Annotated in this window: 6 protein-coding genes; all 6 read right to left on the bottom strand. The window is 44.5% G+C overall.

Annotated features, from left to right (window positions below):
* Positions 1–295: 295 nt before the first annotated feature.
* Positions 296–4,153, bottom strand: coding sequence for a hybrid sensor histidine kinase/response regulator transcription factor (locus ACZIX4_RS04505; RefSeq protein WP_463334417.1), 3,858 nt, complete (start codon positions 4,151–4,153; stop codon positions 296–298).
* 1,128 nt (positions 4,154–5,281) lie between these two features.
* Entirely contained in the window at positions 5,282–6,205 is a 924-nt protein-coding gene (locus ACZIX4_RS04500) for a sialate O-acetylesterase (RefSeq protein ID WP_463334416.1), read from the bottom strand.
* Positions 6,202–7,161 (bottom strand): polysaccharide deacetylase family protein, encoded by a 960-nt coding sequence (locus ACZIX4_RS04495; RefSeq protein ID WP_463334415.1) that lies wholly within the window; start codon positions 7,159–7,161, stop codon positions 6,202–6,204. The genes ACZIX4_RS04500 and ACZIX4_RS04495 overlap by 4 nt, the downstream gene beginning before the upstream one ends.
* Positions 7,162–7,264: 103 nt before the next feature.
* Positions 7,265–8,935 (bottom strand): RagB/SusD family nutrient uptake outer membrane protein, encoded by a 1,671-nt coding sequence (locus ACZIX4_RS04490; RefSeq protein WP_463334414.1) that lies wholly within the window; start codon positions 8,933–8,935, stop codon positions 7,265–7,267.
* Between the two features lie 12 nt (positions 8,936–8,947).
* Positions 8,948–11,953 (bottom strand): SusC/RagA family TonB-linked outer membrane protein, encoded by a 3,006-nt coding sequence (locus ACZIX4_RS04485; RefSeq protein WP_463334413.1) that lies wholly within the window; start codon positions 11,951–11,953, stop codon positions 8,948–8,950.
* A gap of 150 nt (positions 11,954–12,103) precedes the next feature.
* A complete protein-coding gene (locus ACZIX4_RS04480; protein ID WP_463334412.1) occupies positions 12,104–15,118 on the bottom strand; it encodes a sugar-binding domain-containing protein in 3,015 nt (1,004 codons plus the stop codon).
* Positions 15,119–15,169: the final 51 nt, after the last annotated feature.

Below are 15,169 nucleotides of genomic sequence, written 5' to 3'. Positions count from 1 at the left end.
CTATCCGATGGACAATTGTAAAAGTATTATGGAGGCTAAAGCACGGCTATAACATTTGTTGAAACTGTTAAAACAAATGTTGAATTGTCATAAAATACTAAAAATGAGTAAATTAAAAATAAATCTATTTTAAGAAATGTAAATTATTCAATACTATGTCCCCAAAATGTATCAAATCAGGTCACACAGATTTATACTAAATCAGATTTACTGAAATGTTTTTAAGCCTCTTTTGTAACAGTTCAGTTAAAGCGTAAATGTAGTTAAAGAAAATACAGCGGAATATTATTCGTGTTTAGTGACGGTTTTGAATTGCAGTATCTGTCCTGTACTGGCTTGGAGTTTTAGCGAAAGCCTCATGGAAACATTTTGTAAAGTATGAAACGCTACTGAAGCCTACCTCCTGGGCAATGTCCGATACGGGAGTTTGTGTAGTAGTAAGCAGTTCGGCTGCCTTTCTTAGGCGTATCTCCCGGATAAAGGCTATTGGAGAAAGCCCCGTTAAGGCGGTAAGCTTACGGTAAAGCCCCGTGCGGTCCATATTCATATCGGCGCTGAATTTCTCTACGGAATATCCCGGTTGCGAAATATTATCATGGACAAGTTTCAATGCCTGATCCAGAAGTTCTTTATCCAATGGAGTGTTGGTTACCTCTTCTGTACGTATCTCTTTTTCTTCTACAAACGCCCGCCTCCTGGAATCGCGGAATTCCAAAAGCTTACTGATACGCACATTCAATATTGCAATGTCAAACGGTTTAACCAGGAAAGCATCAGCCCCTGAATCATACGCTTCAAGTCGTGCTTCGTCAGACGTCCTGCCGGTAAGCATGATTACAGGGATATGGCTCACTACGATATTCTTGCGTAAAGCAGTACAAAATTCAGGCCCACTCATTTCCGGCATCATCATATCGCAGATTATAAGGTCAGGGCTGTACTTTATAGCATTATGCAGGGCTTCTGCCCCATTACCGGCTACAATGATGTTAAAATTGGTTTTCAACTCACCCGCAAGGTATTCCCGTAGTGCCTTGTTGTCTTCGGCAATAAGCAGTGTCTTACTGTCGGTGGTATGGTGCATTGTACTCAGGTCGTTAGGCTCCTCACGGCTTACGGATAGTATCACTTCAAAACGCGTACCACTGCCCGGTGTGCTCTCTACAGTAACATTCCCCCTGTGCATTTGGGCATACTGCTTTACCATATAAAGCCCTATACCACTGCCCGGTGACTGTCCGTGTTGGTTATCTGCCTGGTAAAAACGGTTGAAAATATTTTCAAGTTCTTTTTCAGAGATACCGGCTCCGGTATCGCGTACAGTTATTTTTAACAGCTCCGCTACGGGGTCATAATCCACATTAACATAAATGGCCCCGCCACCCGGTGTAAACTTCAGTGCATTAGAAAGCAGGTTGCCCACAATGCGTGTCACTTTCTGCCGGTCGATATATATCCCTTCAACGGTATCGCTGATGTCTGTCTGCAAACGGATTCCTTTTTCATTTGCAAGTTGCATATAGCCGTCGCACAGCTCTTCAATAAACCGCAGGCTTTCATAAAAATGCAGGTGCAGTGCTTCGCTGCCACTGTCTATTTTCTTAAATTCCAAAAGCTGGCCTACTGTTTCCAGCATCATCTGGGCACTGCTGTTAATCTGCTGTAATTTCTTTTTGGTTGTACCTTCTGTCATGGTGTCCATCAACGCCCTGAGTGGGGTAATAATCAGGGTAAGCGGGGTACGCAGTTCGTGGCTTATATTGGTAATAAAATCTGTTTTAGCTTCCTCTATGGCACGCTCCTGCTGCTTCCTGCGGCGGGTACGGTTTGCAGTGGTAACACGTACAATTACAAAAAGTGATAAAGCAACAACCATTATAATATACAAACAGTATGCATATACCGTTTTCCAGAACGGGGGTGATATTGTTAGTGCAAGTATCCTTGCTTTTCCTATCCAGTTTATGCCATCGGCACTGGCCTGTACAACAAACGCATATTCACCGGGGGCCACATTGGTATAGTTAGCTTCACCAATACCGGATTCCGGACCATAATAACGCCATCCTTTATCAACACCATCCAGCCGGTAACGGTAATAGGTTTGCGCCGGGTTACTGTAGTTTAACCCCGAAAAGGTTATCCTGAAAAAGTTTTGGTAATAGTCAAGCTCAAGGTGGCTTTTCTGTGCAATGTTAATATGCATCGCGGGATAGGATTTTCGGCTGTTACCCGAAATCTGCAACCCGGTTAATACCGGGTTAAGTGCAGGCAGGCCGCTTTTGTTGCCGGGGGTGATATAATTAAAGCCATCAATGCCTCCTGCAAAAAATGTGGCATCAGCCCCTATAAAAACCGAGCGTTCTGAAAATACATGTTCCAGCACACCGGTAAGGTTATTAAAATTCTGCACATCAAAAGTGTAACCCCCATCGCCTTGTTTTTTAAAAACGTGGCTGATACCCCTGGATGTGGTTACCCAGAAAGAATGGTCAGTATCTTCAATGATACCTTTTATACTATTGTTAACAAGCCCTGTTTCAGTATTCAGTTCGTATAACTTTTGTTCTTTTGTACTCCAAACAGTAAGCCCGTCATAGGTACCCATCCACAAGTCTCCTTGGGCGTCGGGCAGCAAGCACGTATACTTGTGGCTTACATGGCGAAACATCTCAGGCCTATCCCTCCCCTTGTCAAGGGGCAAGCTGAAGGTATTTTTTACAATGTCAGTTACAAAAGGTCCCTGAGAAGATATCCCAATTAGTTTACCATTCCAAATTGCTACCTGTTTCACATTGCCGGGGCTGCTTATTGCTTTAGTTTCCGGTGCCAGGGTACAATCGGACTCTAAAATCCCTTGTGTGGCGGTACACAAGTACATTCGCTTGCCACCGGCAGGTGCAATATAATTGACAGGTATGTCTAATACTTTCTTTGCCCGTTTACCTTCAACAGTATACAATCCGTCTGTAGCTCCAATCCAAATCCTGCCGTTGTAATCTTTGTAAAGCGAATTACACCCTTTGTTGAGCAACGGTAAAGGCCGCATTTCTTTGGCAAGCGGTAGTGTTAACATATATAGCGCAGAGCCGGTACCTACAAGCAGTTCGTTTTTTGCCGTTTGGTGGAAACAGTTAATGGAAAACTCAGTGTTTTCATCCATTCCAATATTACTTTTTTGAAAGCTTTGGAAACGAAAACGGTCAGGATGATAATAATACAGCCCCCTGTTAAGCGTACCAAGCCAGAAACCTCCCTGGTTATCCAAAAGTATGGTACTGATTTCATTGTGTATTTTTGCCCCGCCTACAATATTAATTTCCTTTACCAGTTTTGCTTCACCTGTTTCAGCAGGAATATGCCACAGGCCCTGCTTACAGCTCATGAATATGTCTCCTTTTCTATTGAGTGCAAAACAGTTTAGCCAATAATCATTAGCCTGAATAAGCACCTTTGCTTTTCGGGTAATTATATCAAATTGTACAAGCTGCCCCTTTGAATTACCCACCCGTACAATATAAAGGTTATTATCTGTAACCGTTATATGGCTCCATTCTGTGAAGTCTTTTGTGTTACCGGGGCCAATAGCCTTACTGAAAACTTCTCTCTTTGTTTTGCGGTCGAAACACCGTAACGTGCCTGACTTGTAAAGCAGGTAAATGCTATTACCGGCCCGTACCACATCATATAACAAATCATTTGGATTATGCTTCAGGGCAACATCATTAAGGAACACCGTTTTAACACCGTTCTTTTTTTCCCTGCACAGCAGCATGTTGCCTTTGGTTAATACCCAGATATCTTCATGGTTGTCAATGTATAAATCTGAAAGTTCTTCGGTTATTCCCAGATGCTTTAACACTGCATCAGGTTCTTTCTCACTCCGTTCCCCTACCAGGTCTATTATAGCCAGCTTCCTTCCGTTTTTAAACCATATACGGTTAGATTCAAGATAACTATGGTGGAACCCTGTATAGCCGGGCAGCGCAACTGAATTTTCATCGTCAATATGAATGGTCTTGAAACCTGAACCGTCGTAGAGGTTCAGCATCCCTTCGGTAAACACACCAATCCTGCCGTCTTTGAGCTGTAAAATATTCCGTATCTGCTCTTCGTTAAGCTGCTCCCTCCCCTCAACAGGTGAAAAAAGCATTGTTTGGGCGCTGCCCATATGACAGCACAAAAGCCATAGTGCCAGTATAAATAGCCTATACATTACTTTCTTTCCACTACCGGCAAACCAATTCAGTGTCATTGGAAATAAAAAATTAAGTCAAAATAGTCTTTGGGATTAGTCTTAAGTAGAAACAAATATAAAAAATACATTTATTTTTTATATAAGATATTTTAAATGAAAATAATAAGACTAAAATCCAATATTGCTAATTTTGAAATTAGACTTATGTGATTAAATTACGTTTGTCCCTTCAAATGAAATTTTTAAGTTCTTTATTACCATTGCCCTTTACCAATACTAAGGTTTTACCGGATTTAATGTAGAAGGGTGGAAACAGGTTAAGCTGTGCTGTTAACCTAATGGTATCATACGAAGCTTCTAATACTTTATCCCCTTCAGGTTTACCGGGTCGCATTGGGTTCCCGTATTTTAATTGTTAAAAATGTCCACGCTTTTTTCCTGGTTCATGCTATTTGATTTTTTTTAAAATCTGGGGCATGGCTGCCATATTTTGCTGATGCACATTCGGGGTGGTGGAATTACTATTTTGTCCGTTTATTATGTTGAAAATTGTTGCAAGAAAAAATATCAAAACGCGTTTAATTGTGCTCTTCCTTGCCATACATTCACCAAGCAATTAAACTAGACTGTTAAATTAGTTATGGGGATGGAGGACGGGATTCTGCGATGGGATAGTAATGCAGTAACTGGGATTACTATGGCCGCTTTTGACTTGGAATCGGTTCAATTCTCTTCAAAATTTGAATGTTGTTAAGATTTATTATAGTATAGTTCAATTTTGCTTTTTGTTTCACGAGATAGTACTTGAGGTGACTTGCTATAGCTTTTTTTATTCATCATAATCACATTAAAGAATAATAACTACTCATCGGGTGTTTATTAACACACCATAAAATCATCATAAAATCATCATAAAATCATCATAAATCTAAAAAACCTTACGCTGAAAGCCTCGCCAACACTGACAAATCTTCTATAAAAGTGTTCAAAAATTGTCAGGGCAAGCCACCGATGCCTTTTGCAACTCGCGAAATGTGTTTTTTTATTGTATAATCAGCATAACAAAAATATCATTTCACAGGACTAATTCAGTTTTACTTTCTTAGCGCCAGTACCCACTATATTAAGCTCCACGAGTTTATTATACATTTCAACGCCAAGATATTCTGCCGACTCTTTTGTGAAATGAAGCTGGTCTGATTGCAATTCACCGCGAGACATATCTATTACGTAAAAGTTCTTATCCTCAGCGGCCAAGCGGTACATCGCATTTTCAACATCCGGGCTATATTGCTTATTTGCACGCGATACCGTACCACATATAAATGGGAGTTGGTTATATTTTGCATCACCGGTTTTTACAACAAGGAAATTACGCACGTGCGCCACTACGCTTTTCAGGTTCTCATAATAATGGCTGCCGTACTTACTGTCGCTTTCGCCCTGGTGCCATAAAAATGCCTTAATACTGTAGCCATTTTTCAGCTTAGAGAGTGTATTGTCTATGCAGTCATTAATATTTCCTTCAAAAGAAAGCAGTAATGATTTACCTCCCTTAGTAGTTGGTTTGTTATGCCGTAACCAGTTTTCATCGGCCTGCCAATAGTACTTGCTGTTGCTCACTGCGGCAGTATCTATGGCAGTTCCACCCAATGACCATTTTATAACATACAAATCCTGTTGCAGTGATTGTTCCAGCCAGTAATACGTTACAGCATCATACGCCCATCTGTGCGGGTTATTTTTATTCCTGATTGCGGGCCAAAAAGGTGTAAAAGTACCATTTAAGGTATCGGTAGTGCTGCCTTTGCTTATTTTACAATACCGGTACGCCTGATTTTTGTAAGCATTCAGTATATATCCGGGCAGGCCGTCATTACCCACGCGCCCATCGGTATTGGATTGCCCGGCTGTAATAATTACGGTTGCAGGCTGCTCCCCTTTGATGTGACCGGAAGAACAGGACACTAATATTGCTATTAAACAACTGAAGTAAAACTGCTTCATAACTTCTTAATATTTACAGTGATTTGCCCTCCAAACGGGTCGAAATCAAAAAGCACCTTATCAGGATGAATTACCACACTGAGCTTTTTACTGCCTTGTGTTATGCTTACCTGCTTAATATTCTTTTCATTTATTACAGCAGTCAGCATTTCTGTATACAATTCTTTATTAAGCGGTAATGATGGTGTAAGCACATAATGCCCTTTACTACCTTTTACATCCAGCTTACTATTTTCATACTCTTTCACATAGGCCGCTACTTCCCTGAAAGTACCTACCCAAACTTTGTCGCGCATTTCACTAACCTTTTTCAGATGCTGCCAAAAAAACTCCGGATTGCCAAATGCATCATAACCATAAGTAATGCCATGGGTCATTCCTACCCCCCATCCTTTGTTTTTAATGAGTGAATCTACCCAGGCCGTAAGGTCTTCTGCGGTTGACTTACTGCCTATAGAACGCTGCTCTGTACGAGTTCCCACACGGTTTTTTGATGCTATAGCTACAACTTCAGGATTTTTCCTGTTGCCCGGATAACAGTAGGTACGTGGCAAAATGCCGGTATTGGCCTGTATGGCACTGTCATTCTTATACAGTTCCCTTTCTATTTCTTCAGGTGAACATTTGGTAAGGTTTTTATGCGCCCAGCCGTGGTTAGATACTTCCTGCCCCAGCAAGCTTACTTCCCTTATCTGTGCCCAACTCATGCGCGTAGTATCGGGCTTAGCAGCTGTGCTTACCCGGCTGCCATTAATCCAAAAGGTTCCTTTAAAACCATGCTTTTCAAGCTGGGGTACCACATGGCTGTAATGTTCTGCAAGGCCGTCGTCAAACGTATAGCTGATGGCACAATCCCGGTCGCCACGGTATTTTGCAATATGTATATGTAAGCTTTCCTGTTGTGTCGGAATGAGATACAACAATGCCGAAAATGCTAAAGCAAGTATCAATCTCATAGTTTAGTGTTTCAAGTTAAACAAAAAGTTCAACACACAGGCCCTCAGGCCTGCGTATTGAACTGAAAAAACTACCCAAACCCTTATATTTTGCTGTAAAAAATTATTGTGGGTACCCTCCATTCTGCTCAAGGACAGCCTCCCTGTTCCTTTCAATTTCAGAATACGGTATGGGAAGTAAATTATGATGGGGCTTTACATCGCTATAGTACGGATTGTGGGCTATAGTCCTGGTATAAAGCAGCCCGAGGCGGTTTAGTGTAAGCCTTCTTTTCTCCTCTACGCCAAATTCCCTCATACGTTCATCAAGCAGGTAATCTATGGTTACACTTGCCGGTGCTACAGGCTGCGCATTAGAACGGTTACGTACCACATTAATATCTGCGGCAGCAGCAGTAAGGTTGTTCAGCCTGAAATATGCTTCGGCACGAAGCAGGTAAGTTTCAGCCAGGCGGAACATATACTGGTCAGTATACGTACCCCCTGCTCCGTCTTTTAATTGGAATGTTGCTACGTTAGCATACAGGTTTGCCGGATGGTCAAAGGGTGTTGTAACCTTAGACTGGTATGCGTAAAACGACCTGCTGGGTACTGTTACCCCTGCCGGAGGGTTCTCCGTAGAAAGTATTTGCCCATACAAAGGCGAATCAGGGTTGGTACTTTTAAATTCCCTTACAAAGTTGTGGTTTGCGTTACGGATATCATTACTCCAGTCACTTTGCCAAATTGTATTGCTGAAATACACTGTAGATATAGCCCAGCCTATGCCACGTCCACCGGTATAGTCGCCTACGGGCCAGTTAAACGGGCGCTTACCACCTATTACAATATCTCGGACTGAAGGGGCATGGTGACGCTCATATAACGGCGAACCTGTACGGCTGGCCGACTGCGCACTGCCCCCGGGCACATCAGTTTCAAACTGTATGGCCCACAACGTCTCGGTATTGCCTGTGTGGTTTTGGTTATTACGCTGAAAAAGATCCCAGTATACATCGCCCGGCTGCACATTTACACGATTGCCAAAACGCTGCGTCATAAGGTCTGTAGCAGGGTCGCTAATAACCACACTGGCTGCATCTACTGCATTCTGGTATTGCCCCGCAGCCAGATACACTTCACTTAGCAAGTGGCTCGCTACAAGGCGGTGTACCTGCCCCGGACGTGCCGATGCTTTTGGCAATAAATTTTCGGCGGCATACTGCAGGTCCAGTATTACCTGTGCTAAAACCTCATCTTTTGTAGCCCTGGTAAAATCATATTTCGGCTTAGTAACAGCCTCGGTTACCAGTGGCACTCCACCATAAAGATACACCAGCGTGCGGTAACTGAACGCCCTGAAAAAACGTGCTTCGGCCTCTACCAACAGCCTTTGCTCATCGGTAAGGTCGGCCTCGTTTACACGGCTAAGTATAACGTTAGCTTCAGATATTATCTTGTAAAAGTTTGTCCAGTGCACCACAGCCACGCTGTTACTGTCGCCAAACGGGGTCATGGTAGCCTCGTAATTGGTAAAGCGCATTACATCGGGTTGCCCGTCAAAAACAAGGTCGGTACCATAAATATAGTCCATATTATTACGGTCGCCTTTAGAATAAAATTCAAAACGTACCCTGTCATACAGGTAGTTTAACGAAAACTGGAAATCTTCGTACGTATTCAGTGCATTAGAAGCAGCCAGGAAATCAAGCGGCTCTTCTTCCAGGTAATCTTCCTGGCACGATGTGTAAGTAAACAGCGTTACCAGCAGTGGTAGCAGTATATATTTTTTCATAGTGTTTATATTTTAGAACGTAACATTTAAACCAACAGAATAACTTTTCATTACCGGCCTGCCGTTTTCATCAAAGCCCTGGCCCGTTTCGGGGTCCCAGCCTTCCCATTTGGTCCAGGTGGCAAGGTTTTTACCGCTTACAAACAGGTTAAGGTCTGATATGCCCAGGCCCAGTTTGCTTACCAGGTTTTGGCTGAAGCTGTAGGACAACGAAATGTCCTGAAGGCGAATAAAGCTGCGGTCTTTATATACCGGTGTGCTTATGGCCGGCCCTACCTGCGAGCGCGGAAACGTACCGCCGGGATTGCGTGGCGACCAGTAATCTATGTCAGAAAAGTAGTTGTAGCGTATAGAGTTATCGCTGCGAAGCCCCCCAACGCTTGTAGGCAGCGCATTGCCCAGGTAACCGTCTTTACCGCCCTGCACCGAGTTAAGGAACACATTAAGCGTAAAGCCTTTATAGTTAAATGTGTTTAGCAGGCTTACCCTATAAGCCGGTTCTGTGCGGCCCAGTACTACACGGTCGTCTGCCGTAATTTCGCCATCGCCGTTAGTGTCTACTATGCGCTGGGTGCCGGGGCTGTAACCTTCGGGTATATCATCGCCTATCTGGTACAGGCCATCATAAGCGTAGCCAAACAGGGTACCTTTACTTTCGCCAATAAAAAGCCCGTCGGCGGTAAGGTCATCTTCTACCCCATCGCCATCGGCATCAAGGCCTACAAGCGATACAATCTCATTTTTATTGGTAGAAAAGTTTGCCGTGGTACTCCACCTGAAGTCTTCGCCTTTAATATTTTGTGATGTAAGCTGTATTTCAAGGCCCTTGTTTTTCATTTCGCCAATGTTGGTCTTGGTAGTGGCAATACCTATAATGGTGGGGTTGGCTACATCATATATCAAATCTGTGGTTTTGTTTTGATAGTACTCTACCGTACCGGTAAGCCTGCTGTTGTAAAGCCCAAAATCAAGCCCCAGGTTAAGGCCGGTATTTTTTTCCCAGCGCAGGTTAGGGTTTTCAAGCCTGGTAGAATATTGGCCAAACTCAGGAGTACCACCATCGCCATATACATAGCTTCGCGTACGCGAAAAGGTAGCCAGCGATGAGTAGCGGCTGGTAGTATTGCCGGTAGTACCGTAGTTAGCCCTTAGCTTTAAGAAATTTAGTACCTTGTTTTCTTTAAGGAATGATTCTTCAGATACTACCCAACCCACAGCCGCCGCCGGGAACACACCCCATTTTTCATTTCGGGCAAATCCTGAGAAACCGTCGCGACGCACCGTTGCCGTTAGCAGGTAGCGGTCTTTAAGCTTATAGTTTACACGCCCCATTTGGTAATTTAGCGTTTCCTTCCACGCGCCCGATGCCGCAAACTGGTTAATACCCTGCTCAAGGCTGTTGTAGCCCAGTATAAGGTTGGCAATATCAGTCGAGTTACTCTCCGTAGTGCTGTTTTGCCTTTCTATTGCGCCATACAGCAGCGTTACATCTACATTGTGTATACCAAAGCTGTTTTTGTAGTTTACAATATTATCTATGGTATAGTCGCTGTAGCGTGTATGGTTTTTATAGGCAGCCCCGGTAAGGCCGGCGTCATATTTACTGGCGCCAAAGTTTTCGCCTATCCTGTAGTTGTTACCGTAATTTACACGGTAGGTAAGCCCCTTAACCGAAGGTATGCTAAGCACGCCGTAAAAGTTGCCAAAGAAATCGTTCTGTGTAGCATGGTCCTGCACATCGAGGGTTAAAAACGGGTTGGGCACGTTAGTTAACGTAGGCGATGGTACAAGATTACCGTCGGCATCATAAGGCGTTAAAAAAGGAGCCTGGCGTATCAGGGCGTCAAGGTCGGGTTCGGCACCGCTGTAATCATTTAGCGCCGCGAACGACTGCACACCCACCGTAAGCCAGTCTGTAGCTTTGGTCTCCAGGTTAACCCTGATGTTTTTCCGCTTAAAATTATCGTTAATGATAAAGCCTGTCTGGTCTGTAAGCCCTGCTGAGATAAGGTAATTAACATTTTCTGCCCCGCCCGATACGCTTACTTCATGCTTTTGTATCTCGCCGGAGTTGGTTCCTCTGTCCCACCAGTTAAAGTTGTTATCCCTTATATTATTGTTTTCGTCAATCATGGTGTTATCCATATACTCAACAATATTAAAATCAGGATTAGGTGTAGTGTATTCCGGCGCCAGGAAAGCGTTATCATAGTTCAGGTCGCGTATTTTCTCCAGGAACTCACTGCGGTTCATGGGCCTTAAGTCTACCGTAGGGTTTTGCGAAGCATACGACCAGTTGTAGCTGATTTTTGGTTTGCCCTTTTTTCCTTTTTTACTGGTAATAAGCAGCACGCCATTACCGGCCTGAGCGCCATATACCGTAGCCGAACTGGCATCTTTAAGCACCTCTATAGATTCTATGTCGTTAGGGTTTATAGAGGCCAGCGAACCGTTGTACTGTATACCGTCAAGTACTATAAGCACACTGTCGTTACCGCCAAATGTATTGGCCCCGCGTATTTGTATAGACGGCGTGCCACCGGCCGAGTTAACCTGGCCTATGTTTAGCCCCGGTACCGTACCCTGCAAACTTTGTATAATGTTTACATTAGGCGCTTTCCTGAAGGCTTCAAGGTTAGCGCTGGATACCGCTCCGGTAAGGTCTTTTTTCTTCTGGGTACCATAGCCAACTACAATTACCTCATCAAGCACTTTTGGGTCGGGTTCCAGTGCAATAGTCAGTGTGGTTTCACCGGCAACGTCCACAGCTTTTTTTACATAGCCCAGAAAAGAGAATACCAGCTCAGGGTTTTGGGTACCTGTAGGGATGCTGACAGAGAAATTCCCGTCCATATCGGTAGTTGTTGCCACAGGCGTACCGGTCAGGGTGATGCTGACACCGGGCATGGGCATGTTCTGCTCGTCATGCACGGTACCGGTTACTACCGTATCCTGAGCGTTTATGCCCCAGGATGTGAGTAGCAACAATAAGAAAAGTAATGTAATTTTATGTTTCATATGTATTCAGTTTGGTTAATATTTATGTTCTTATTATGGTTTCTTTTGGGCAAGGATTTACCTGCCCGCATAATCGTTCGCGATTTTACGGGTACTACGGTTACAGTAAATTATGGCTGATGAAGCGCTGTGCCTGTTGCGGCGATTTAGCTATTTTACTTTTTCATATACTTCAGCTTCTACAATGCGCAGCTGGCCTTTGGCATCGGCGGCATTAGGGTCTTTATAGAGGTCGAGTTCTTTATTGCCGGTTATCTCCACGATTTCTCCATAGGCATCTTTGTCCTGGCTCTGCCCCCTGAGCTGTATTTTTACAAAGCGTCCTTTGGTTGGCTTTATGGGTATGTTTATGTAACCAAGGCTTTTTTCGGTTTCGCCTGTGTACACTTCTTTACCATCTATGCTTATGTTTATGGGGTAACTGCGCATCCTCCAGCCGGTAAGCTTTAGTTCTATTTCGCTTATTTCGGCATCGCGCTCCAGTTCGTAGGTTATCCAGCCGGTTTTTATATCGCCGTTGTTTGTCCATTCGCTCAGTTCGTTGTCGTCATAGCTTTGGGCAATATTACCACTGTTTGCACCGGCCAGGGCATTTACAATTTTAATGGCCTTGCGGCTTTCTTTATACGAAGGCGTGGCAGGCGTAGCGCCCCTTTGCAGGTTAGACGGCTGGTGGCTGCCACTTATATATGCCGATAATCCATCTTTACTTTTTGCGGCTACCGAGGTTAATTCCAAATTGGCAGCAGCTAAGCCTTTGCCGGTTGCCGTCAGTGTTATTTTACCGGCTTTATCCGTAGCACGAACCAGTACACGGTTTACGCCGCACTCTACAGGCAATACCTTAGAAAGTATATAATTGTCTTTTCCTTTGGCTATGCCCCCCCTCCATTCGGCTGGGCCATTCAGTTCAAAGGCTATTTCATCGTTAGACAACGGGCAACGGTTACCGTTGGCATCCACCACCTCAACCTGAATTAGTGCCAGGTCGGCTCCATCGGCTTTAAAGCCATCGGGTGCGTGCATTTCTGTTAGCTTTATGGCCACGGGCTTGCCTGCGGTTTTAAGCACGGCACGGCTCAGTTCTTTCTTAGCGGCATCATAGCTTACGGCTTCTACGGTACCTTCCTGCCATTTTATATTTTTAAAAGTGAACAAAAAGCCGTTACTGCGTTCGCCCATGCCCTGCGATTTTCCGTTTACAAATAGTTCTGCCTGCTCTCCTGATGATACTACATAAACATCCTTAACCACATCGGGCGTGTAGTTCCAGTGGCCTATAATGTGGGTACGATACTTTTCTACATCTACCCAGCCATCCCACATAACCTGATGGGCAAAAAAGGCATCTTTCGGTATGCGCATAGGGTCTACCTCGCCACTTCTGCGATAATTCTCCGCCCCACGGAAATGGGTATTGGAATCAGAGAATATAATATTTACCCCACCCGAGCTTACCCTGCTGCCGGTGCCGGGGCGCACCCGGTAATAATCCCACCAGCGGGCAATGTCTTCTTTGGCAAACGAATCCTGGTTTTGGTTATACGCCTTGGCATCGGGCTTTTTCTCGGTAGTATTGGTTACGGTAGATTTATATGCCTTAGAACCATCGCCGTTTTTATGGAACGGGTACGAATAGTCATCCCAATAGATGCGCAGCGCCTCATCTCGGCAGTACTCTGTAGCCCACATGGGTATGTGCGCGCTTTTGTTGATGTACAGCATTTCGCCGCCATACTCGGCTATCTTACTGTCCAGCATTTCTCGGGATCCTATAGCACGGCCACCGTAAGGGTCGTACGCATCGCGAATGGCTTTCATTTCGGCCATGTGCGCCTCAGATATCGATTCGTTACCGCATTCATAAAAAATAATACTGGGGTTGTTGCGGTTGTATATAATGGCATCGCGCATAAGTAGTGTACGCAGCTCCCAGCGGCGGCCTTCCACGTCTTTTTCTGAGTCGCCCGCCGGCATGGCCTGCATAAGACCTACGCGGTCACAGCTTTCTACATCCTGTTTCCAGGGGGTTACGTGCATCCAGCGCACAAGGTTGGCATTGCCGTCTACCATCAGCTTGTTAGAATAATCGCTGAGCCAGGCCGGTACGCTCATACCCACGGCGGGCCACTCGTTACTGGTGCGCTGTGCGTAGCCTTTCATTTGCAGTACGCGGTCGTTTAGCCATACCATGCCGTCGGCAAAGCGTGTCTTGCGGAAACCGGTGCGGGTAGTTACCACATCAACGGGCTTGTTGTCTACATAAAGTGTTGTATGCACATTGTACAGGTAGCCGTAGCCCCAGCTCCAGAAGTTAAGGTTGCCTACCTCCTGCTCTGCTGAGAGTGTTGTGGTTTCGCCCGGCTTTAATGTTATGGCAGGGCTGCCAAAGGTTTTTACCACCTTGCCGTCCATATCTTGTACAGCTACCTCATATCGGACACTTTTAGCAGTTTTATATTCATTCCGCACTTCCGATTCAGCGTGAATGGTAGCTGTTCTGTTCGTAATATTTATCTGTTTGGCATAAATGTAGGTGCCCGTGGTACCCAGGTTACTGTACAGCGGCAGCGTTTGGTACACATTATCTTTTACATGCAGGTATACGTTTTTAGGTATGCCGCCGTAATTGGCATTAAAGTTTTTGTCGTTCCACTGGTAATTAGACTCCGTGGCACGCTCTTTATATTTCCATGAATTGTCTATACGTACCGCAATTACATCGTCCTTGCCATTAGCATTAAGGTACGCCGTTACATCAAGCCCTACTGCCATAACCCCATTTTCGTGTATGCCGACTGATTTCCCGTTGATGTAAAACTCACCACCAAAGCGTATGCCTTCAAACTCCAGGAACACTTTCTTACCTTTAGCTTCTTTCGGCAGGGCGAAGTGCTTACGGTACCACACTATGCCTGTACTAAGGCTGTCAATGGGTACCTTAAAAGCTTCGTCTTCATTAAAGGCACGGGGCAACGTAACTTTTTTCCAGCTGTTATCGGTTAGTTTCGGGTCGGCACCGTTTTCTACCTCACCAACAGCTACCAACCAGCCGCTGTTAAAATTATATTTAGCCTGCCGTGCATTCTTAGGCTGTGAAAAGAGCTTTGGCGTATTAAAAACTATCAATAAAAATGCAATTACTACTTTTAAATGTTTGTTCATGGTTTTATTTTAAAATAGGAATACTATATTCCTGTAGACTGTTATTTGTAT

This window comes from Flavobacterium niveum (assembly GCF_055231775.1).
The sequence above is the reverse complement of the archived record's forward strand: the minus strand, read 5'-3'. Positions and strand labels throughout refer to the sequence as shown.